Raw genomic sequence first — 21,530 nt, 5'->3', positions numbered from 1 at the left:
ACCGTGCGACACCCTTTCCCAAACGATGCCGCCGGCGCTATCTTGATGATCTCCCGCCCCCGGAGCACCCATGGCCCTCACGCCTCCCATCGACCTGCAGCGCTGGATCGACGAGCACCGGCATCTGCTCAAGCCGCCGGTCGGCAACAAGTGCATTGTCGACGGCGACTTCATCGTGATGATCGTGGGCGGGCCGAACTCCCGCACCGATTACCACTACGACGAAGGTCCGGAGTTCTTCTACCAGCTCGAGGGCGAGATGGTGTTGAAGGTGCAGGATGAGGGTGTGGCACGCGACATTCCTATCCGCGCCGGCCAGATGTTTTATCTGCCGCCGTGCGTGCCGCATTCGCCGCAACGCCTGCCCGAATCCATCGGGCTGGTGATCGAACGCCGCCGACTGGCGGGCGAGAAAGACGGCCTGATGTGGTACTGCGAGCGCTGCAACCACAAGCTGTACGAGGAATATTTCACCCTCGACAGCATCGAGCGGGATTTTCCGCCGGTATTTGAGCGTTTCTATCGCTCGATCGACGCACGTACCTGCGTCGAATGCGGCCACCTCAATCCGGCGCCGGCGAAATATTCCGGGCAGCCCGCCTGAGGCAAGCGATCAAGCGCGCAACAACCACTTGCGCGCCATGCGTGCCAGCGATGCATCCGCCGATGGATCTTCGGCGATATCGCGAATGGAGCGCCATGCCAGCGCGTTCGATTCCTCATTGATCACATAGGCTTCGCTGGCGCCCGCACGAACGACGTAACGCACGTCGTAGTGCCAGTGCTCGGGCTCTTCGCCGCGCGCAGGAATGCGATGGCGATCCAGGTCGAACGGCTCCGCCTCGACACTCAGGTCAACCAGACCGGATTCCTCTTCGGCTTCGCGCAGCGCGACGCGCGCGAGATCCGCATCGCCGTCGGCATGACCGCCCAACTGCAGCCAGCGGCCCAGCTTGCGGTGATGGGTGAGCAGAACACGCTCTCCATCGGCGCTCACCAGCCACGCTGAACCGGTGAAATGACCTTCCAGCGCCTCCCGAAAGAACACACGCTGGCCCTCGCCCAGAAATGCCTCGAAATGCCCGGCATCGCTCTCCTGCGGCCATTGCTGGCGATAGTTCTGGAGCTGTGCAAACAACGTGTCCATCGATAGTCCGTGTCAGTCAAAACCGGCCGCGCAGCTGCGGCACGGCGGGCCGCATTATTCCAGACGCCGCCGAGACTGGCACGGGCCGGCAGCGCGTTCCCGCCCAGCCGCAATGCAGCTTGTACCCCCAAGGCCCGCTGGGCTATGGTTCCGCGTCGTCGCAGGGGAAGCGACGTTAATGGCCATGGCGAAAGTCACGGTTTCACGCTTTTAAGAAACGAGAATTCCGGCGGTAGGGGAGAAACATGCTTAAAAACCTGTTCGCGACGCACCCGATTGAGGCGTCGCCACACGTCGACGCGGGCGAGCTGCCCCACGACGGCCTGCAAGGCGAAACCAGCCTCAAGCGCGTACTCACCGCGCGTCATCTCGTGACGCTGGGCATCGGCGCAGTGATCGGCGCGGGTATCTTCGTCATCACCGGCCAGGCCGCCGCCGAACACGCGGGCCCTGCCCTGGTCATCAGCTTCATCGTCGCCGGCATCGCCTGCGCATTTGCGGGCCTGTGCTACGCCGAGTTCGCCGCGATGATCCCGGTATCGGGCAGCGCCTACGCCTACTCCTATGCCACGCTCGGCGAGATCGTCGCCTGGTTCATCGGCTGGAATCTCGTCCTCGAGTATCTGTTTGCCGTCGCCACGGTGGCGGCAGGCTGGTCGGGATATTTCAACGAGTGCCTCTCCATCCTCGGACACTGGACCGGGATCCCGATGGCGCTGCCTGACTATCTGGCAAGCGCGCCGCTGAAGTTCACCGACACGCACCAGATCGTGACCACCGGTGCGCTGATCAACCTGCCGGCCGTGCTGATCGTGTCCGGACTCACCTGGCTCTGCTACGTGGGTATCACCCAGTCCACCTTCGTCAACTCGCTGATTGTGACGATCAAAGTGCTGGTGATCTCGCTGTTCCTGATCTTCTCGTTCCGCTATATCAATCCGGCCAACTGGCATCCGTTCATTCCGCCGGAAGAAGGCCCGGGCCGCTTCGGTACGAGCGGCATCTTCCGCGCCGCGGTGCTGGTGTTCTTCTCCTACGTCGGCTTCGATGCGGTTTCCACCGCCGCCGGCGAAGCGAAGAACCCGCAGCGCGACATGCCGATCGGCATTCTCGGTTCGCTCGCCATCTGCACCGTGTTGTACATCGCGATGGCGCTCACGCTCACCGGCATTGCCCCTTATCACATGCTGGGCACGCCGGAACCGGTGGCCACGGCGTTGAGCCTCTATCCGCAGCTGACCTGGCTGAAGGCCATCGTCTCGTTCGGTGCGCTGGCGGGCCTGTCCTCGGTGATCCTGGTGATGTTGCTGGGCACCTCGCGCATCTTCTTCAGCATGGCGCGGGATGGCCTGCTGCCCAAGGGCATGTCGCGCGTACACGCCTCGCACCGCACGCCGCACGTCGCCACCATCATCGCCGGCGTCGCTGCGCTGGTGATCGCCGGCCTGTTCCCGGTGAGCATCCTGGGTGAGCTGGTCTCGATGGGCACGCTGCTGGCCTTCACCACCGTGTGCATCGGCGTGCTGATCCTGCGCTATACGCGTCCGGAACTGCCGCGCTCGTTCCGCGTGCCGGGCGGCATGATCGGCGTATGGACGGTGGCGGTGCTCGGTTCGGTGATCTGCCTGTATCTGTTCTGGCAGTCGTTCCGCGCCAATTGGCCGCTGATGCTGGGCTGGACCATCATCGGCATGCTCATCTATTTCCTCTATGGGTATTCCCATAGCAAGCTACGCAAGCAAAACTCCTGATCTGACACGAAGGGCCGGCTTAGCGCCGGCCCTCTCGTTTTGAATCCCGCGCCTCTCGTGGCACCAGGCCGACGCATGCTCAAACAGTTATTCGCTCGCAAAACCGATTTCTCCGACGCCGACGACGCGTCCCACGGCCCCACTCTGCGCCGCACCCTCGGCCCCTGGGGCATCACCGCGCTAGGCATTGGCGCCGTGATCGGCACCGGCATCTTCGTGGTGACCGGACAGGCCGCCGCCGAACACGCCGGCCCTGCCGTGCTGATCTCCTTCATGCTGGCGGCGCTGTGCAGCGGCTTTACGGCGCTGTGCTACGCCGAGTTCGCGACGCTGATTCCGGTCTCGGGCAGCTCCTATTCGTACGCCTATGCCACGCTCGGTGAGCTGCTGGCCTGGTTTATCGGCTGGAACATGGTGCTGGAATACGGCATCTCAGCCTCGGCCGTTGCGGCCAGCTGGACCGGTTACTTCACCAGCATGCTCGATCAGGTGGGCATCCACCTGCCCACCTCGCTGACCGAAGCGCCGCTGGCCTTCACCGACGGACACCTGGTCACCACCGGGCATCTGATGAACCTGCCCGCGGTGGCGATCGTGCTCGCCCTCACCTGGCTGTGCTACGTCGGCATCCGCGAATCGGCGGGCCTCAACGTGTTGATGGTGGCGCTCAAGGTGGGCCTGATCATCGTGGTGGTGGTGGCCGGTTATCGCTACATCGATCCGGCCAACTGGCATCCGTTCATTCCCGCCAACGAAGCACCGGGCAAGTACGGCTGGTCCGGCATCATGCGCGGCGCGGCGATGGTGTTCTTCGCCTATATCGGCTTCGAGGCCACTTCCACGGCCGCGCAGGAATGCAAGAACCCGCAGCGTGATCTGCCCTTCGGCACCCTGGTGTCGCTGGTGATCTGCACCATCCTCTATCTGGCGATGGCGGCGGTGCTGACCGGCCTGATCTCCTACACCGAGCTGGGCACCAGCGAACCGGTGGTGACGGCGATCAAGAACCATCCGGAACTGGGCTGGCTGCGCTGGGTGGTGGAAATCGGCGCGATGATCGGCTTGTCGTCGGTGATCCTGGTGATGATCATCGCGCAGCCGCGCATCTTCATGATCATGTCGCGTGACGGCCTGTTGCCGCCGATCTTCAATCGCATTCATCCCAAGCACCGCACGCCGCACATCAACACGGTGATCACCGGCATTGGCATCGCGGTGCTCGCTGCCGTGTTTCCGCTCGACCTGCTGGCCGACCTTACCTCGATGGGCACCTTGATCGCCTTCGTGGCGGTATGCGCCGGCGTGCTGATTCTTCGCTACACGGCACCCCAGCTGCATCGCGGCTTCCGCGTGCCGTGGGTGTGGTTTATCTGCCCCGCCGGCGTGATCAGCTGCCTGGCCCTGCTGGGCGCCATGGCCTGGTTCAATTGGCTGTTGATGATCATATGGACGGTCATTGGCCTGGCCATCTACTTCGGCTACGGCATCCGCCACAGCCGCCTCCACCGCCCTTCCTGAAGGGCCTGGCGATCTTGGCGGCGATCTGCCGCCAACGTCGCCGAAAATCCAAAAAGCCACACCCTGCTCCCCAGGAAGGAATGATCGACCCTGGAAGGCTATTCGTGATCGCCAATCTCTAATAGTCTAGCAAGTTATTGTTTTTATTGGATTTAACGAGACTTTTTCGAGAAAATTTTGGCCGCCACGGGCCCAAAAATGCCCGGCCGGGAGTATCATCTGTGCTCCGTGGGTTGATCACTTGGCAGTGGGCCCCGGATTGCCGCCCGGCGCGTCAGGCGGGTCAGCTCCTCGGCCTGACGCGTCTGGGCAGCATCTTCTCTCTCACCGAGTTCTTCGGTTCGAGTTGTTACCCATAAGTAGTAAAACCGTCGATGCCATGTGCGTCGCCGCGTGCGTGACGCTGATGTCACGCGCAAAGAAAAGCCGGCACGCATGCCGGCCTTCGATTGCGTGATGTGTGCTGCGATCAGGCTTTCTTGGGTGCGTGCGATACACACCAGCCCTTCGCATTCACCGCCTTGCCCGGGAACAGCTGACACGGACCGTAGCCGGTTGCCGCGCCGGTATAGAACTGGCAGTTGGAGCAGACATCGCCCGCCTTGCGCTTGGCATCGGTCGATTTGCTGGCATCTTCGACGTAACCGAGCGCCTTGGCCGTCGGATCGGAGTCAGCCAGGTGCGGCAGATCGGCAGCACGCGATACGCGCGGCAGCGAGCCGATCATGGCCGCGGCGACAGCCGTCCCGGCTGCGGCCTTGAGAAAACGGCGACGCGATTCGATATCTTTCTCATGCGACATAGGTCCAACCTCCGTCTTGAAACATTCATGTTCGCCACGCCCGTGGCCAACCTTCTGCCGATGCTACTCGCGCCAGCGATAAGTCGTGAGAATGGATCGCATTTTCGGCATATGCCGGAAACCGGCGTGGTATAGTGCCAACTCATTTGGACGTCCATACATCATGAGCCAGGTTCTCCCCGACACGATCTCCACCGCGCTGTTCGCCGAGCGTTCCGACGCCATTGCCGAGGCGGCGCGCGAGCTTGCCGCTGCCGGCTGGACGCCTGCCACCAGCAGCAATTTCTCGATGCGCATCGATGGCGATCACGCCGCGATCACCATCTCCGGTCGAGACAAGGGCAAGCTCGGCCGCGACGACATCATGCTGATCGACATGAACGGCCAGGCCGTGGGCACCAGCGCCCGCCCCAGCGCCGAAACCGACCTGCACACGCAGATCTACCGCCGCTTTCCCGAGATCAACGTGGTCCTGCATACGCATTCGCGCACGCAGAGCGTGGCCTCGCGCCTGTTCGCCCGCGACGGCGTGGTGAAGCTGGAAGGCTGGGAGCTGCAGAAGGCCATTGCCGGACAGACCACCCACGATGCCGAGCTGGCTATCCCGGTGTTCCCGAACACGCAGCACATGCCGGAGCTGGTCGCGCAGGTGGAGGCCTGGCTCGACAGCGGCCGCTCGCTGCACGCCTATCTCATCAACGGTCACGGCATCTACACCTGGGGCCGCGACATGGCCGAGACGCGCCGCCATCTGGAGGCGCTGGAATTCCTGCTCGGCTGCGAACTCGACTTGAGGAGCCTCTCCGCATGAGCCGCCTGCGCATTTTCAACGACACCCAACCGCAAGCCCCGCTGTCGGTGCATACCGAGCACGCGGACATCTCGCGCGAACTGGCGAAGATCGGCGTGCGTTTCGAACAATGGGAAGCGAACCAGCCGATCGCTCCCGGCGCCAGCCAGGATGAAGTGATCGCCGCCTACCGCAGCGACATCGACCGGCTGATGGCCGAGGCGGGTTATCAGGCGGTCGACGTGATCAGCCTCAGGCCCGACCACCCGGACCGCGCGACGCTGCGCCAGAAATTCCTCAGCGAGCACACCCACAGCGAGGACGAGGTGCGCTTCTTCGTCGCCGGCGCCGGCCAATTCACCCTGCACGTGAACGGCAAGGTGTACGACGTGCTGTGCGAACAGGGCGACCTGATCGGCGTGCCGGACGGTACCCGCCACTGGTTCGACATGAGCGAATCGCCCTATTTCGTGGCCATTCGCCTGTTCACCAACAAGGAAGGCTGGGTGGCGCAGTTCACCGGCGAAGACATCGCCCTGCAGTTTCCCCGCATGACGCCGCACGCCTCGACGGCGGCTGCCTGAGACGATTCCCGGCCGCCGTCGCGGCCGCCGGGTGAACGGGATCATGAACCGGCGTACCGGCGCTCGCCCGGGGACCCGGCGCCGGGTAAGCTTGTCGCTCCTGTTTCCCGGTTTTGTGTATGACCGTCATCCGCGCCATCGTCACCGATATCGAGGGCACCACCAGCTCGATCAGCTTCGTCAAGGACGTACTTTTTCCGTACGCCTATAAGCGGCTGCCTGCCTTCATCGAGACGCACGGCGACAAGCCCGAGGTGCAGCACTGGCTGCACGAGGCGGCCAAGGAAGAAGGCATTGTCGAAGCGCCGCGCCAGGAGGTGATCGAGCTGCTGCTGCGCTGGATCAAGCAGGACCGCAAGTCCACCGCGCTCAAGGCGCTGCAGGGCATGATCTGGCAGGAAGGCTATGAGGCCGGCGACTACCAGGCCCACGTCTATCCGGAAGTGTCGGCCAAGCTGCATGCCTGGCGCGCGGACGGTCTGCACCTGTATGTCTATTCGTCAGGCTCGGTGCCGGCGCAGAAGCTGTTCTTCCGCTATAGCGACGCGGGCGACCTCTCGCCGATGTTCTCCGGTTACTTCGATACCGAGACCGGTCCCAAGCGCGAGCGCCGCTCCTACGAGCTGATTGCCGAAGCGCTCGGCGAGCAACCCGCGCATATCCTGTTCCTTTCGGACATCGTTGAAGAACTCGACGCCGCCCGCGACGCAGGAATGCGCACCGGCTGGCTGTTGCGCGAGCCGCTGGAAATTCCCGATGCGCCGCGCCATCCGGCCTATCGCACGTTCGACGACATCGTTCTCTGACCTCACGGGCTCCCGCCATGCGTACCGCTCTGATCGCCCTGCTCGCATTTGCAGCCGGCGTTTTGCTCATGGTTGGCCTGTCCCATCACCTGCCCCTGGCGCCCGTCGCCGAGCAAGGGCAGCTGCCCGCGGCTGGCGCGAGCGCGCCGACACCGGCGACCACCAGCGCGACCACCGACGACGACAGTTCCGCCGGCGACAACTGGCCGGCGCAGGCGCCATCGCCCGAGCAGGTGATGTACGGCCAGCGGACGATGGTGCAGAAGGCGCTGGCTGAACTTGGCCCGCGCACCGCCGGTCGCCCCAACCTCTACGTCGTCGCGTTCGGCGCCGATGGTGGCGAGGATGTGTTCCGCAATGAAGCGGAATATGCCGCCAAGATGTTCCCCCAGCGCTTCGGCGCCGACACCCACGTGATGGTGCTGGAGAACAATCCCGGTTCGCTGGAAAAACACCCGCTGGCCAGCTGGAGCAATCTGGAAGCCACGCTCGACGGCCTCGCCACGCTGATGAAGCCGGATGAAGACATCCTGCTGCTCTACCTCACCACCCACGGCGACGAAGACCACAACCTGCTGGTGGACATGGATCCGCTGCCGCTGGACCAGATCGGCGCGAGCGATCTGTCGGACATCCTCAGCAAGCGTCCCTTCAAGTGGAAGGTCGTGGTGGTCAACGCCTGCTACTCGGGCGGCTTTGTGCCACCACTGCAAGGAGGCGGCACGCTGGTGATCACGGCGGCACGCTCCGATCGCAGCTCGTTCGGTTGCGGCACGGATTCGGACATCACCTATTTCGGTCGCGCCTGGCTGGTCGATGGACTCAATCGCACGCCGGACTTCATGGAAGCATTCCGCCAGGCATCCGCTGAAATCGCGCAGTGGGAAGCGAAGGACAAGCTGACGCCGTCCGAGCCGCAGATGAACGCGGGCGACGGCATTGCCGCGCAGCTCGCCTTGTGGCGCAAGCACGTGACGCCCGGACCGGCGGTGGCATTCAAGCCGGCCGCCCCGGCAGCCGTGTTGGACCGCCCCACCGGTTCGCGCTGAGTCCGCAGTTCTTTAAGCAGGCACGGGACTGCGCGCCTGCCAGATCCAGCGTTCCGCGCTCAGCGGCCGTCCATCGCGATCGAGCGGAAACAACACCGCACCGCGCGGCGCGACACGCAGCTCCATGCCGGCCTGCAGGCCCAGTCGCGACAGATCTTCACTGGCCACGTCCGCTTCCAGCGAGAGGTCGAGCGAGGCCACATAAAGATCCAGGTGCGCCACGCTGCCAGCGAGGTAGATATGGCGCAGGCGCGCCTCCCAGGCCGGTTGCGAGGCCGGCGCCGCCAGCCGTAGTTGTTCGGGCCGCACATAGGCCACGGCCTCGGTGAAGCGCCCTTGCCACGGGTCATCCTGCAGCGACCAGCTGCCGGCCGCGAAGCCCTGGCTACCGCTCCACACGTTGAAGCGGTTCACCTTGCCGATGAACTCGCACACGAAGGGCGTGGCCGGCTGCTGATAGATGACTTCGGGCGTGCCGACCTGCTCGATGCGCCCGTTGTTCATCACGGCCACGCGGTCTGCCAGTTCGAGCGCTTCTTCCTGGTCGTGCGTAACGAATACGGTGGTGAGCTCCAGTTCCTCGTGCAGCTCGCGCAGCCAGCGCCGCAGCGTCACGCGCACCTGCGCGTCGAGCGCGCCAAAGGGCTCATCCAGCAGCAGCATGTCGGGCTCGACGGCGAGAGCGCGCGCCAGCGCCACGCGTTGGCGCTGGCCACCGGAAAGCTGCGCCGGATAACGCGTACCCAATCCTTCCAGTTGCACGCGGCGCAACAGACGGTCGACGCGTGCGCGAATCTCGCTGCGTGACGGGCGCAACCGCCATGGCCGCACGCGCAAGCCGAAGGCGATGTTCTCGATCACCGTCAGATGCCGGAACAAGGCGTAGTGCTGGAACACCATGCCGATGCGACGCTCGCGTGCCGGCTGCGCAAGAAAATTCTCACCGTCGTTGTGCACGCTGCCGCTATCGGGATAGTCCAGGCCGGCAAGAATGCGCAGCAGCGTGGTCTTGCCCGAACCCGACGGCCCCAGCAAGGCCAGGAACTCGCCCGGGGCGATGCTCAGGCTCACGTCGTCCAGCGCCTGGAAGCCGGCGAAACGACGATGGAGTCGGGACAATTCAAGCGTCATGCCGCACTCTCAATGGCCACCGGGAGCGTGCGCGGCGATCTCGTCGCCGTAACGCCATTCCAGCAGGGATTTCAGCGCCAGCGTCAGCAGCGCGAGCATCGCCAGCAGCGAGGCGATGGCGAAGGCGCCGACGTATTCGTATTCGTTGTAACGCATTTCCACTTCCAGCGGCATGGTCGTGGTCAGCCCGCGGATATGACCGGAAACCACCGAGACGGCACCGAACTCGCCCATGGCGCGCGCATTGCAGAGCAGCACGCCATACAGCAGCGCCCAGCGGATATTGGGCAAGGTGACGCGAAAGAACATCTGCCAGCTGCTGGCGCCCAGCACGCGTGCGGCTTCTTCTTCCTCGCTACCCTGGGCCTGCATCAAGGGAATCAGTTCGCGGGCGACAAACGGCAGCGTCACAAAAATCGTGGCCAGTACCAACCCGGGCACGGCGAAGATGATCTTGATGCCATGACTGTCCAGCCACGGCCCGAACCAGCCTTGCGCACCGAACAGCAGCACATAGACCAGGCCCGACACCACCGGCGACACCGAAAACGGCAGGTCGATAAAGGCGCCAAGCAAGGCCTTGCCGGGAAACTCGAAGCGCGTCATGGCCCAGGCAGCTGCCACGCCAAACACCAGGTTCAACGGCACGGCGATCACCGCCACCAGCAGCGTGAGCTTGATGGCAGACAGCGCCTCGGGCTGCTTGATCGCCTCCAGATATGGCGCCACGCCCTGCCGAAAAGCCTCCACGAATACCGTTGCCAGCGGCAGCAGCAGGAACAGCACGAGAAAGACCAGCGCCAGGGCAATCAGCACCACGTGCACCACGCGGCGCGGCCACCCTACCGGGCGGGAACGCATCACGGCGCTCATAGCGATCGCTCCTGCCAGCGATGGCTCCAGCGCTGCAGCAGGGACACCAGCACCAGCAAGACAAACGATATCGTCAGCATGGCTACGCCCAACGCCGCAGCGCCCGCGTAGTCGAACTGTTCGAGCTTCTGCACGATCAGCAAGGGCGCGATTTCCGAGCGCATCGGGATATTGCCGGCGATGAAAATCACCGACCCGTATTCGCCGACGGCACGCGCAAGCGCCAACGCAAAGCCGGTCAGCAACGCCGGCGCAAGCATCGGCAGGATCACACGGAAGAAGGTTTGCCAGCGTTGTGCGCCGAGACTTTCGGCAGCTTCTTCGACATCGCTCTCCAGCGATGCCAGTACCGGTTGCAAGGTACGCACGACGAATGGAAAGCCCACGAACACCATCGCCACGAACACGCCCAGCGGCGTATAGGCCACCTTGATGCCCAAGGGTTCGAGCCACTGTCCCAGCCAGCCATTGGGCGCGTACAGCGTAGTGAGCGCGATGCCAGCTACGGCAGTCGGCAAGGCGAATGGAAGGTCTACCAGGGCGTCAAACAGGCGGCGTCCCGGAAAGCGATAACGCACCAGCACCCAGCCCACGAGAAGACCGACGACGGCGTTGACAAGGGCTGCGACCACCGCACCGACCACGCTCAGGCGCAGCGCGGCGAGCGTGCGGGGCGAAGACAGCAGGCGCAGCAGACCCTCGACACCAATCCCCGACGCTTTCCACGCCAGGGCCGCCAACGGCAGCAGGACGATCAGCCCGAGATAGGCCAGCGCGTAGCCCAGGCTGATGCCGAACCCCGGTAGCACGCGTCGACGCATGAACTCAGCTACCCACGCCCAGCTGATCGAAGACACCGCCATCGTTGAAGAACTTCGCCTGCGCCTGGCGCCAGTCGCCGAACAGATCGCTCAACGTGAAGGTATGCGTGACCGGGAACTGGCTGGCGTAGCGCGCAGACAGCTCGGGCGAACGCGGGCGATAGAAATTCTTCGCGGCGATCTCCTGGCCCTGCGGCGAATACAGGAACTCCACATAAGCCTGCGCCACCGCACGCGTACCGTGCTTGTCGACATTGCTGTCGACCACCGCCACGGGCGGCTCCGCCACGATGGTGATCGACGGCACCACGATCTCGAACGCGTTGTTGCCCAACTGCCGCTGGGCCAGCAGGGCCTCGTTCTCCCAGGCGATCAGCACGTCGCCGATGCCACGCTGCACAAAGGTATTGGTGGCGCCGCGCGCACCGGTATCGAGCACGGGCACGTGCTTGAAGAGCTCTTTCACATAGGCCTTGGCGGTCGCATCGCTGCCGCCGGGCTGCTTGAGCGCATAGCCCCAGGCCGCCAGGAAATTCCAGCGCGCGCCGCCGGAGGATTTCGGATTGGGTGTCACCACCTGCACACCCGGGCGCACCAGATCGGCCCAGTCCTTGATGCCCTTGGGATTGCCCTTGCGCACCAGGAACACGATGGTCGAGGTATAGGGCGTGGCGTTGTTCGGCAGCTTCTTCTGCCAGTCCTTGGCCAGCAGGCCGCGATCGGCAATGGCGTCGATGTCGTAGGCCAGCGCCAGGGTCACCACGTCGGCGGGCAGCCCATCGACCACCGAACGCGCCTGCTTGCCCGAACCGCCATGCGACATCTGGATGGCGACGCTGTCGCCGTGCTGCGCCTTCCATTGCGCGGCAAACGCCGTATTGATCTGGCGGTACAGCTCGCGCGTGGGGTCGTAGGAAACGTTGAGCAGCGAGACATCCTTGGCGGCAGCGGCGGCCGTGAGCAGCACGCCGATGGCGACCAGCAGTACGAGGATGGACTTCTTCATGGCGCCTCCTGCGGAAGGGTGAAACGGCAGACTAGCGTTGGCGGAGGAACGGACGAAATCGCAATATGGCATATCCTCATGTCGCGACCCTGCGCAATATCAGCGCAGAATCGTCTGATTTGCGCTTCAGGGCAGCTCGCTCGCACTCTCGCGCGTGACAACGGCTGGTGACAGATGGACGGCCAGACGATGCGCTGCCGCGCGTATCTCCGGCATGGCCGTGCATTCCCACAGGTTGCCGCGCAACAACGATCCGATGGCGTACAGGCCGCGTTGCAGGCGGCCGTCGGCATGCACCAGCTGGCCGTCGGCCTGGGCCAGCACGCCCAGCTGCAAGGGGTCGGCGGTGGCAAGACCATCGCGCAGCAATTGCGACAACAGGTCGTGGGCGCCGTACGCCACGGCGGTGTCCAGGCCCGTCGCCTGGATCACCAGGTCCGCCTCCAGCACGCTGACCAATTGGGTCGCCCGTTCGCGCAAACTCACCTGCAGCGGCGCGGAGCCGTCTACATCGAGCACGCGTGCCGCCAGCACCTGCAACCTGCCCTCTTCCTGCAGCTGGTAAATCGCCTCGCCCGTGGCCGGCGCCATGCGATGACGCGCTGCTTCCCAGATCCAGCGCGCATGCCGCAGGAACTGGCGGCGCCGCGCATGCGTGAGCTGCTGCCAGAGCCGGGCATTGATCGGACGCATGCCGTCGATGATGCTGCGCCAGTCGGTGTCGCCAGCGTCGCTCAGTGCACGACGCACCAGATGGAACATGGCCGCGGCCCCGTCGCTGGCCAGCAGAGCCTGATTGAGCGCCTCCTGCTGCGCATACGGCGCCAACGGCAGCGCCGAATGGTTGAACGGCAGCAGGCCATGGCGCGATACCGCCACCAGTTCGGCGTGCGGCCATCTGATGGCCGCCGACAGCAGCGTATCAACCGCCGTCAGGCCGGTGCCGATCACCACCACCCGACGAGGCGCCTGCGGGTGGCGATCAAGGCGCCACGGGTCAAGTTCATAGGCGCCGCTGGCAAGCGCCGTGGTCGAGACGGTGCGCAACGGACGTTGGGCCAGCGCGCCCACCGCCAGCACCACATCACCCACTTCCAGCCAGCGATCGGCTCCCACGCGTACCGCATAGCCGCCTTCGCCGCGCGGCACGATTTCGCGCGCGCTCTGCGGGTGAATACGAAAACTGCGTCCGGCACGGCGCGCCGCATCGATACGCGCGCCAACCTGCGCCTGGATGAAATCGCCAAACAGCCGGCGCGGTAGAAAATCCGTACCCTTCACCTGGCCCAGCTGCCGCGATGCATGCTGGAGAAAATCCTCGGCATGCTCCTGGAACACGCCCATGGAGGCCGCGCGCACGTTCAACAGGTGCTGGTTGTCGCTGGTGCCATAGGCCACGCCGCGACCCGGTGCGTGCTGACCGACGATCCAGTGAACCGTGCCGCCATCGAATCGCGCGAGCAGCTCGCCGAACGCCGCCGCGCCTGCCGCCCCACCACCGATCACTGCCACATCAGCCATAACGCGATCCTCGAATGGGACACCAACCCCTGGCGGTCTGCCCGCAGGCAGATCACTACGCGTTGCGTCCCCCAGAAAGAAATCCCAGGTGAAAACAGCCTTCACATCCCAAGACCGTGATGCGGCTCGGTCGCCTCATCGGCTTCGTGCCGCATGCAGTGCAAGCACGTCAATGCATGGGGTAACAAGAAATCACAGCAGCCGTTAAGGCCGTGCTAGCCAACCGTGCAGTTGTGAAGCGGCTCATTCCCGGGAGGTTATGACGACACACTCGTCGCATGTCGCTGGGCAAGCACGGCGGATACGTCGGAAAGGCCTAGTCCGCGGGCCCGCAGCGTCACCGTGAGGTGGTAGATCAAATCGGCCGCTTCGCTGAGCAAGGCTTCGTCGTCCTGCGCCACGGCGGCAAGCGCCGTCTCCACGCCCTCCTCGCCCACTTTCTGCGCCATGCGACGTATGCCGCCTTCAAACAGCTTGGTGGTATAGCTGCCAGCGGGACGCTGCGTGTGTCGCTGCTCGATCAACGCATCCAGTTCAGCAAGGAAACCCAAGGGCGGTCGCACTTCTTCGCCGAAGCAACTGCTGGTGCCCTTGTGGCAGGTCGGTCCATGCGGCGCGGCTTGCAGCAGCAACGTATCGGCATCGCAGTCCATGCGCACCGATTTGAGCGTCAGCACATGCCCGGACGATTCGCCCTTGGTCCACAGGCGCTGCTTGCTGCGGCTGTAGAAAGTGACCTGGCCGATGCGCTGGGTCGCCTCCAAGGCCTCGGCATTCATATACCCCAGCATCAGCACCTCGCCCGTCAGCCAATGCTGGACGATGGCGGGCAACAGGCCGTCGCCTTTGTTCCAGTCGAGTTGGTCGGGATCGAGCGTAGTGGCGTTCATGGTGATTACCGGATATGGCGTGGTTACGTGCGTACAGCGACGCCCCACGCAGCAAGCGACTGCTTGAGCGCGGGAATGGCAATGGCGCCGGAGTGGAATACGCTGGCGGCCAGCGCACCGTCGACGTCGGCGGTGAGGAAGGCATCGCGAAAATGTTCCGGCGTGCCGGCGCCGCCGGACGCAATCAACGGCACCAGGCAAAACTTGCGCACGGCGGCAAGCTGCTCCAGATCGTAGCCCTGGCGCACACCATCGCTGCCCATGCAATTGAGCACGATCTCGCCGGCGCCGCGTTGCTGGGCTTCGACCAGCCAGTCCAGCGTGCGTCGCGGCAACGCCTGCGTGCGCGAGGGATCGCCGGTGTACTGGCGCACATGCCACTCCCCATCTGCATCGCGCAGGCTGTCGATGCCGACCACCACGCACTGCACGCCGAACGCTGCGGCCAGCTCGTCGATAAGATCGGGGCGCTCCAGCGCCGGCGAATTGACCGAGATCTTGTCCGCGCCCGCATGCAGCACGGCACGCGCTTCTTCCACGCTGCGAATACCGCCCGCGACGCAGAACGGAATATCGATGACGCTGGCGACCCGCTCGACCCAGCCGCGATTGACGCTGCGCCCTTCCGGACTGGCGGTGATGTCGTAGAACACCAGTTCGTCCGCGCCTTCGTCGCGATAGCGCAGCGCCAGATCCACGATCTCACCCATCACCACGTGATCGCGGAAGCGCACGCCCTTCACGACCTTGCCGTCGCGCACATCGAGGCAGGGAATGATGCGACGACTCAGCATGCCAGTGCCTCCTTCACGGTGAAGCGGCCTTCGAGCAGCGCACGACCAAGGATGACGCCCTTCGCGCCTGCATCGCGTGCGGCCCGGATGTCATCGAGCGAGCGGACGCCGCCGGAGGCCTGCACCGCCATCGTCGGCACCGTTGCTGCCAGATAGCGGTACAAGTCGAGATTGAAGCCGGCGAGCATGCCGTCGCGATCGATATCGGTGCACAGCAGGTGTTTGGCGCCGCGCTGTGCATACCACGGCGCGAGCTCGTCCAGCGTGCTGGACTCCGTCTCCGTCCAGCCGGCGCTGGGCAAGCGCCAGGCGCTGTCGCGATACAAGGTGTCCAAGGCCAGCGTGAAGCGATGGACGCCGCGCGCCGCGAGCCATCCTTCCACCATCACCGGATCGCGAATCGCCAGGCTTCCAAGGACCACGCGCGACACACCGGCGTCGAACAGCCGCTGCACGTCAGCTTCGCTTCGAACGCCGCCGCCAGCCTGGATATGCATGCCGTCGCTGGCAATCGCCTCGATCACCGCGAGATTTTCCAGGCTGCCGCCGCGGGCACCGTCCAGATCCACCAGATGCAACCATTGGGCGCCCGCTTGCGCGTAGTCGCGGGCAAGCGAACGCGGATCGACGTCATACGTCGTCTGCTGCTCGTAGTCGCCCTGCTTGAGGCGGACGACGCGGCCAGCGCGCAAATCGATGGCGGGGATGACGGTAAAGCTCATAGTTCGAGAAAGTTCTTCAGCAGACGGGCGCCGACCTTGGCCGAACGCTCCGGGTGAAACTGCATGCCGTGGAAGTTGCCGCGTGCGATGACCGAGCTGAAGTCGCCCCCAAAATCGGTGAGAGCCAGGGCGTAGTCGCCCGCGGGTACCGCATAGCTGTGCACGAAGTAGGCCCAGTCGCCGTCGTCCAGGCCATCCAGCAGAGCATGCTCACGTTGGCGCTGCAGGCGGTTCCAGCCCATGTGTGGCACGCGCAGGCCCGGTTGCTCGGTGAAGCGGCGCACGGTCGCAGGTATCACCCCGAGGCACGCGGTATCGCCCTCTTCCGAATGCTCACACAGTAATTGCATGCCCAGGCATACGCCCAGCACCGGCTGCGTCAGCGAACGCATCAGCGCCACCAAGCCGAGCTCATGCAGACGCGCCATGCCGGGACCTGCTGCGCCCACGCCCGGCAGGATCACCTTGTCGGCCATGCGAATGGTGTCGGCATCCGCAGTGAGCGACGACTCCACACCCAGGCGCTGCAACGCATAGCGCACCGAGCCGATATTGGTGCCGCCGGCATCGACCAGCACCACGCTCATCACAGTGCTCCCTTGGTGCTGGGCAGCTCGCTGCCTTCGCGTCGTATCGCCTGACGCAGGGCGCGCGCCACCACTTTGAAGCAGGCTTCCACCATGTGGTGCGCATTGTCGCCCTGCACGCTCAGATGCAGATTGGCGCCCAGCGTTTCGCACAAGGATCGAAAGAAATGCGGAATCAGTTCGGTAGGAATATCGCCCACGCGTTCACGCGGGAACTGGCCTTCGAAGACGAAATACGGACGCCCGGACAGATCCAGCGCCGCGCTCGCCTGCGCTTCGTCCATGGGCAGCACGAAACCGTAGCGGCCAATGCCGCGCTTGTCGCCCAGCGCCTGGCGCAAGGCCTGCCCAAGCGCCAGCGCGCAGTCTTCGATGGTGTGATGCTCATCGATATGCGTGTCGCCGTCGCAGCGCAGCGCGAGGGCGAAGCCGCCATGCTTGCCGATCTGTTCCAGCATATGGTCAAAGAAGCCCAGGCCGGTGTGGATCTGCGGTTCCGCGGTCTGGTCCAGATTCACGCTCACCGCGATGCGCGTTTCGCGCGTGTTGCGCTCCACGGTTGCCCGGCGCGGCGCGTCGAGCAACAGGTGCGCGACCTCGTCCCAGCCGAGGCCATTGGAACCCACCTGGAAGCCGCGTACACCCATGTTGGCGGCGAACTGCAGGTCGGTCTCGCGATCGCCGACCATGGCCGATGCCGCGCGACTCCAGCCGTCGTCCGCCAGGTAGTGGCGCATCATGCCAATGCCGGGTTTGCGGGTGTCCTTGCGCTCATGCAGGAAGCTGCGGTCGATCAGCACCTCGCTGATCTTGATACCTTGCGAGGCAAGGATGCGCATCAGCAGTTCATGCGGTCCGATGAAATCCTCTTCGGGAAAACTGCCGGTGCCCAGGCCATCCTGGTTGGTCACCATCACCAGCTCGTAGCCGGCGGCCACGCAGCGCTGCAAGGCAGCGATCACGCCAGGCAGCAGGGCGAATTTTTCAAAGCTGTCGATCTGGAAATCTTCCGGCTCCTCGATCAGGCAGCCATCGCGATCGATAAAGAGAATCTTGCGGCTCATGCACGTTGTCCTGAGGCTGATCCGTCCACTGTTGCCGTCGCTGTCTGCTGCAGCACCTCGAGCACCCGGTCGTTCTCTTCAGGCAAGCCAACGGTGATGCGCAGTGCGTCGCCCAGCCGCGGATAGCGGCGGATGTCTCGCACCAGGATGCCGGCGTCTCGCAGGCACTGATAGACGGCGGCGGCGTCATCGTGGCGGATGGCCAGAAAATTGGCGTGCGAAGGGAGTACTTCGCGGACGCCAGGCATTTCCGCAAGCGCGCGACGCATGCGTTCACGCTGTTCGCGCACGATGGCCATATGCGAACGAGCTGCGGCCTGCCCCTCGTCAGACAGGGCTTGCATGGCCAATGCCACACAGGGGCGCGGCAAGGGATAAGGCGCGATGATGCTTCGAAGCAAGCCGATGACGGCCTCGTTGGCCACCAGGCTGCCGATGCGTGCGCCTGCCAGCGCCCATGCCTTCGACAGCGTGCGCAGCACGGCGAGGTTGTCGAACTGGTTCACCAGCGAGGCCGCACTGGGCGCATCAGAGAATTCGAGATAGGCCTCATCCACCACCAGCAGCGCGCGATCGGCCAGCGCCTGAGCAAGACGCGTCACGTCACGCAAGGGCACCAACTGCCCCGTCGGATTGTTCGGCGTGCACACGAACACCAGCTTCACCGCTGGCGTGACGGCGGCGAGCACCGCATCCACATCCAGCGTGAAATCCGCCTGCAATGGCACGGCTACGATGCCGGCGTTCTGAATCTGGGCGCTCACCGCATACATGCCGAATGTGGGGGGCTGGATCGCGATCGCATCTTCACCGGCGCGGCAGAACGCGCGCACCAGCAGGTCGATGACTTCGTCGCTGCCGCGCCCTACGATGATCTGCGCGGGATCCACACCGTACAGGCGCGCTAACGCTTCCACCAGATCGACGGGCTGAGGATCGGGATAACGGTTGCACGCCAGATCGCCATCACCCGGCGGCGCCCAGGCCGATTCATTCGCATTGAGGAAAATGCGGCCGCCGCTCGCTTCCATGCGCGCCGACGAATACGGCTGCAGCGCGCGGATCTCGGGGCGGGCCAGGTCGAGCACGCTCATGCCGCATCCTCCAGCGCCGCAAGGCGCAGCGTCACGGCACGGCGATGGGCTTCCAGCTGCTCGGCGGCGGCCAAGGTGGCCGTGCATGGACCAATGGTGCGCAGTCCTTCCGGCGACAGCTCCTGCACGGTGATCTGCTTCTGATAGCTCGCCACGGAGACGCCGCTATAGCTGCGCGCATAGCCATAGGTCGGCAATACGTGGTTGCTGCCGCTGCAATAGTCACCCACGGACTCCGGCGTCCAGGCGCCAAGGAAGACCGAACCTGCGCTTTGCACGGCATCGAGCAAGGCGCGTGGCTCGTTCACCTGGAGGATCAAGTGTTCGGGCGCGTATCGGTTGCTCACCTGCACCGCCTGCGCCAGCGACGACACGGCGATCAAGCGACTCTGCGCCAGTGCCTTTTCGGCAATCTCCGCGCGTGGCAAGGCGGCGCATTGACTGGCCACTTCCTTCTCTACGGCATCCAGCAGCGACGCGGACGGGCTGAGCAGGATCACCTGCGAGTCCGGCCCGTGTTCGGCCTGCGACAACAGATCGGCGGCCACGAATGCGGCGTTGGCCTGCTCGTCGGCTATCACCAGCACTTCGGATGGGCCGGCCGGCATATCGATGGCAGCACCCTCGGGATCGCCCGATACCTGCAGCTTCGCTTCGGTCACCCAGGCGTTGCCCGGACCAAACAGCTTGTCGCACTTGGGCACGGATTCGGTGCCATAGGCCATGGCGGCGATCGCCTGTGCACCGCCCAGCTTGAACACGCGGTGTACGCCGGTGATGCGCGCGGCGTATAGCACCGCATCATCGCAACGCCCATCGGGGCGCGCGGGCGAGCACAGCACCACTTCCGCGCAACCGGCGATGCGCGCTGGCACGCCGAGCATCAAGGCCGTGGACGGCAGCGGCGCGCTACCGGCAGGAACGTACAAGCCCACGCGACCAATCGGGCGCAGCATGCGTTCCACCCGCACCCCGCTGGCGGTGTCCAGTGCGACGGGTTGCGGCGCGGCAGCGCGGTGAAAAGCGTCGATGCGTGAGGCGGCTTCCTCGATGGCGGCCTTGAGTACCGGCGCCAGACGAGCTTCTGCCTCGCGCCATTCCTGCTCGGTGACCTCGATGGCGTGCAGCTCGCAGCGGTCGAGCTTGGCGGTGAGTTCACGCAGCGCCAGATCGCCGTCCGCGCGTACACGCGCAACGATCTGCTCCACGCCGGTGCGCAAACTCTCGGCGCGCGACTGCGCCGGTCGCGACAGCGCCGCGCGCTGCGCCTGCGTATCCAGGGCATTCCAATCTAGACGGTTCATACGGTGGGCTCGTTCATTGCACTTGCATCACGCAAGCATTTTCTCGACCGGCAGCACGAACATCTCGCGCGCACCTGCCTTCTTGATCTCTTCCAGCTGGCGCCAGCTGACCTCGCCGGCGCACAGCGCCTGCAACATGAGCTGATCCGGTTGCCCCGCCACCGGCAGCAGAGTCGGCTGGGGACCGCCGGGCAGGAGCCGGATCACGGCCTCGAGCGCGCCACGCGAGGTCTGCAGCAACAGCAGGCGCGACTCGCGCACCTGGATGACGCCGTCGAGGCGCTTTAGCAACAGCTCGATCATGTCGCCGCGCTCGTCCGTGGGCAGGGCCTGCGGCCCCGCCAGCACGGCTTCGCTCTCCAGCAGTACATCCGCTTCGCGCAACTGATTGGCAACCAGGGTGCCGCCGCTCTGCACGAGATCGCAGATGGCATCGGCTGTACCCAGGCGTGGCGCGATTTCCACCGAACCGGCCAGCGTGACCACGCCGGCATCGATGCCGCGCTCGCGCAGCCACTCGCCCAGCAGCCCCGGATACGACGTGGCGATGCGCTTGCCCTGCAACTGCGAGGCATCGCGATAATCCAGATCCTGCGGCACGGCCACCGAGAGGCGGCAACGCCCGAAACCCAGCGGCCGCCATTCGGCCAGCGCCGGACCGTCCAGGCCACCGGTGAGGCGGTATTCGCTCAGCACATTGCGGCCCACGATGCCCAGATCGCACACGCCCTGCGCGATCAGGCCGGGGATGTCGTCATCGCGCACCAGCAACAGGTCCACGGGCTCGCCTTCGCCAAAACAGAACAGCTTGTCGCGGCTCTGGCGGAAGGTGAGGCCGCAGCGGTTGAGCAATTCCAGTGCCGGTTCAGTGAGACGGCCGGATTTCTGCATCGCGATGCGCAGTCGGTCGCGCGGTTTCATGCCTTTGCCTTCTTGGTCGCTGCACGACGACGCGCCGCGCGGGCCGCCGCAGCGAGATAGCCGCCACTGCCCTGGTTGAGATAGCGCGCAACGCGTCCGATGGTGGTGATGCTCACGGCGGTGCGTTCGTGGATTTCGCGATACGACACGCCATCAAGCAGGTAGGGCACCACGCGCCAGCGGTCCACCATGACTTCGAGTTCGGCGGGGGTGCACAGGTCATGCAGGAAGGCCGACATTTCCTCGGCGTTCTTCAACGACAGCAGCGCCTCGCACAGACTCAGCTCGGCGGACTCGGCAGGTTGCTCGGGATCGATCGATCGGCGCTTCATAATGTACTAATGCGTTAATACAG

The 21,530-nt window shown here is 64.8% G+C and carries 23 protein-coding genes; 7 read left to right on the top strand and 16 right to left on the bottom strand.

Going from position 1 to position 21,530, the window contains the following annotated elements:
• The first annotated feature begins 70 nt into the window (after positions 1-70).
• The gene (locus AC1DKY_RS08380; RefSeq protein WP_046971474.1) at positions 71-604 is read left to right on the top strand and encodes a 3-hydroxyanthranilate 3,4-dioxygenase; all 534 of its coding nucleotides are present in this window, start codon (positions 71-73) and stop codon (positions 602-604) included.
• Positions 605-613: 9 nt separating this feature from the next.
• On the opposite strand, the gene AC1DKY_RS08375 is transcribed toward AC1DKY_RS08380, so the two are convergent.
• Positions 614-1,147, bottom strand: coding sequence for an NUDIX hydrolase (locus AC1DKY_RS08375; RefSeq protein ID WP_441603378.1), 534 nt, complete (start codon positions 1,145-1,147; stop codon positions 614-616).
• A 245-nt stretch (positions 1,148-1,392) separates the two neighbouring features.
• Here AC1DKY_RS08375 and AC1DKY_RS08370 point away from each other — a divergent pair, with 245 nt between their 5' ends.
• Positions 1,393-2,898: an amino acid permease gene (locus AC1DKY_RS08370; protein WP_441603379.1), complete on the top strand. Its 1,506-nt coding sequence runs from the start codon at positions 1,393-1,395 to the stop codon at positions 2,896-2,898.
• A gap of 75 nt (positions 2,899-2,973) precedes the next feature.
• Positions 2,974-4,416 carry an amino acid permease gene (locus AC1DKY_RS08365; RefSeq protein WP_121879474.1) on the top strand — a complete coding sequence of 481 codons (1,443 nt, stop codon included), beginning with the start codon at positions 2,974-2,976 and terminating at the stop codon, positions 4,414-4,416.
• Positions 4,417-4,885: 469 nt separating this feature from the next.
• Here the strand turns inward: AC1DKY_RS08365 and AC1DKY_RS08360 are convergent, their stop codons facing one another.
• Positions 4,886-5,218, bottom strand: coding sequence for a high-potential iron-sulfur protein (locus tag AC1DKY_RS08360; protein WP_441603380.1), 333 nt, complete (start codon positions 5,216-5,218; stop codon positions 4,886-4,888).
• Positions 5,219-5,381: 163 nt separating this feature from the next.
• On the opposite strand from AC1DKY_RS08360, the gene AC1DKY_RS08355 reads away from it, so the two are divergent.
• The 4 genes from AC1DKY_RS08355 (at position 5,382) to AC1DKY_RS08340 (ending at position 8,447) form a co-directional block, all read left to right on the top strand.
• Positions 5,382-6,029 (top strand): methylthioribulose 1-phosphate dehydratase, encoded by a 648-nt coding sequence (locus tag AC1DKY_RS08355; protein WP_441603381.1) that lies wholly within the window; start codon positions 5,382-5,384, stop codon positions 6,027-6,029.
• Entirely contained in the window at positions 6,026-6,592 is a 567-nt protein-coding gene (locus AC1DKY_RS08350; RefSeq protein ID WP_441603382.1) for a 1,2-dihydroxy-3-keto-5-methylthiopentene dioxygenase, read from the top strand. The genes AC1DKY_RS08355 and AC1DKY_RS08350 overlap by 4 nt, the downstream gene beginning before the upstream one ends.
• Positions 6,593-6,711: 119 nt before the next feature.
• Positions 6,712-7,398: an acireductone synthase gene (gene mtnC / locus AC1DKY_RS08345; protein ID WP_441603383.1), complete on the top strand. Its 687-nt coding sequence runs from the start codon at positions 6,712-6,714 to the stop codon at positions 7,396-7,398.
• Between the two features lie 17 nt (positions 7,399-7,415).
• Positions 7,416-8,447: a C13 family peptidase gene (locus AC1DKY_RS08340; protein ID WP_441603384.1), complete on the top strand. Its 1,032-nt coding sequence runs from the start codon at positions 7,416-7,418 to the stop codon at positions 8,445-8,447.
• A gap of 12 nt (positions 8,448-8,459) precedes the next feature.
• On the opposite strand, the gene AC1DKY_RS08335 is transcribed toward AC1DKY_RS08340, so the two are convergent.
• The 14 genes from AC1DKY_RS08335 to AC1DKY_RS08270 form a co-directional block, all read right to left on the bottom strand.
• The gene (locus AC1DKY_RS08335) at positions 8,460-9,578 is read right to left on the bottom strand and encodes a sulfate/molybdate ABC transporter ATP-binding protein (RefSeq protein ID WP_441603385.1); all 1,119 of its coding nucleotides are present in this window, start codon (positions 9,576-9,578) and stop codon (positions 8,460-8,462) included.
• A 9-nt stretch (positions 9,579-9,587) separates the two neighbouring features.
• Positions 9,588-10,451 (bottom strand): sulfate ABC transporter permease subunit CysW, encoded by an 864-nt coding sequence (cysW, locus tag AC1DKY_RS08330; RefSeq protein ID WP_441603386.1) that lies wholly within the window; start codon positions 10,449-10,451, stop codon positions 9,588-9,590.
• On the bottom strand, positions 10,448-11,272 hold the full coding sequence (cysT, locus tag AC1DKY_RS08325; protein WP_441603387.1) for a sulfate ABC transporter permease subunit CysT: 825 nt from the start codon (positions 11,270-11,272) through the stop codon (positions 10,448-10,450). The genes cysW and cysT overlap by 4 nt, the downstream gene beginning before the upstream one ends.
• A 4-nt stretch (positions 11,273-11,276) precedes the next feature.
• On the bottom strand, positions 11,277-12,278 hold the full coding sequence (locus AC1DKY_RS08320; RefSeq protein ID WP_441603388.1) for a sulfate ABC transporter substrate-binding protein: 1,002 nt from the start codon (positions 12,276-12,278) through the stop codon (positions 11,277-11,279).
• A gap of 126 nt (positions 12,279-12,404) precedes the next feature.
• Positions 12,405-13,799, bottom strand: a complete 1,395-nt coding sequence (locus tag AC1DKY_RS08315; RefSeq protein ID WP_441603389.1) for an FAD/NAD(P)-binding protein — start codon at positions 13,797-13,799, stop codon at positions 12,405-12,407.
• 257 nt (positions 13,800-14,056) lie between these two features.
• A complete protein-coding gene (gene hisIE, locus AC1DKY_RS08310) occupies positions 14,057-14,689 on the bottom strand; it encodes a bifunctional phosphoribosyl-AMP cyclohydrolase/phosphoribosyl-ATP diphosphatase HisIE (protein WP_441603390.1) in 633 nt (210 codons plus the stop codon).
• A gap of 23 nt (positions 14,690-14,712) precedes the next feature.
• Positions 14,713-15,483, bottom strand: a complete 771-nt coding sequence (gene hisF / locus AC1DKY_RS08305; RefSeq protein ID WP_441603391.1) for an imidazole glycerol phosphate synthase subunit HisF — start codon at positions 15,481-15,483, stop codon at positions 14,713-14,715.
• Positions 15,477-16,205 carry a 1-(5-phosphoribosyl)-5-[(5-phosphoribosylamino)methylideneamino]imidazole-4-carboxamide isomerase gene (gene hisA, locus AC1DKY_RS08300; RefSeq protein ID WP_441603392.1) on the bottom strand — a complete coding sequence of 243 codons (729 nt, stop codon included), beginning with the start codon at positions 16,203-16,205 and terminating at the stop codon, positions 15,477-15,479. Before hisA ends, hisF begins: the two co-directional genes overlap by 7 nt.
• Positions 16,202-16,792, bottom strand: coding sequence for an imidazole glycerol phosphate synthase subunit HisH (gene hisH, locus AC1DKY_RS08295; protein ID WP_441603393.1), 591 nt, complete (start codon positions 16,790-16,792; stop codon positions 16,202-16,204). The genes hisA and hisH overlap by 4 nt, the downstream gene beginning before the upstream one ends.
• Positions 16,792-17,856 carry a bifunctional histidinol-phosphatase/imidazoleglycerol-phosphate dehydratase HisB gene (hisB, locus tag AC1DKY_RS08290; RefSeq protein WP_441603394.1) on the bottom strand — a complete coding sequence of 355 codons (1,065 nt, stop codon included), beginning with the start codon at positions 17,854-17,856 and terminating at the stop codon, positions 16,792-16,794. Before hisB ends, hisH begins: the two co-directional genes overlap by 1 nt.
• A complete protein-coding gene (gene hisC, locus AC1DKY_RS08285) occupies positions 17,853-18,950 on the bottom strand; it encodes a histidinol-phosphate transaminase (protein ID WP_441603395.1) in 1,098 nt (365 codons plus the stop codon). Before hisC ends, hisB begins: the two co-directional genes overlap by 4 nt.
• On the bottom strand, positions 18,947-20,254 hold the full coding sequence (hisD, locus tag AC1DKY_RS08280; RefSeq protein WP_441603396.1) for a histidinol dehydrogenase: 1,308 nt from the start codon (positions 20,252-20,254) through the stop codon (positions 18,947-18,949). The genes hisC and hisD overlap by 4 nt, the downstream gene beginning before the upstream one ends.
• A gap of 27 nt (positions 20,255-20,281) precedes the next feature.
• Positions 20,282-21,175 carry an ATP phosphoribosyltransferase gene (gene hisG, locus AC1DKY_RS08275; RefSeq protein WP_441603397.1) on the bottom strand — a complete coding sequence of 298 codons (894 nt, stop codon included), beginning with the start codon at positions 21,173-21,175 and terminating at the stop codon, positions 20,282-20,284.
• The gene (locus AC1DKY_RS08270) at positions 21,172-21,507 is read right to left on the bottom strand and encodes a YerC/YecD family TrpR-related protein (protein WP_441603398.1); all 336 of its coding nucleotides are present in this window, start codon (positions 21,505-21,507) and stop codon (positions 21,172-21,174) included. Before AC1DKY_RS08270 ends, hisG begins: the two co-directional genes overlap by 4 nt.
• Positions 21,508-21,530 lie beyond the last annotated feature (23 nt).

This window comes from Dyella sp. 01N448 (assembly GCF_056399225.1).
Note: the sequence above shows the minus strand (reverse complement) of the source record. Positions and strands in the feature narration are given on the sequence as shown.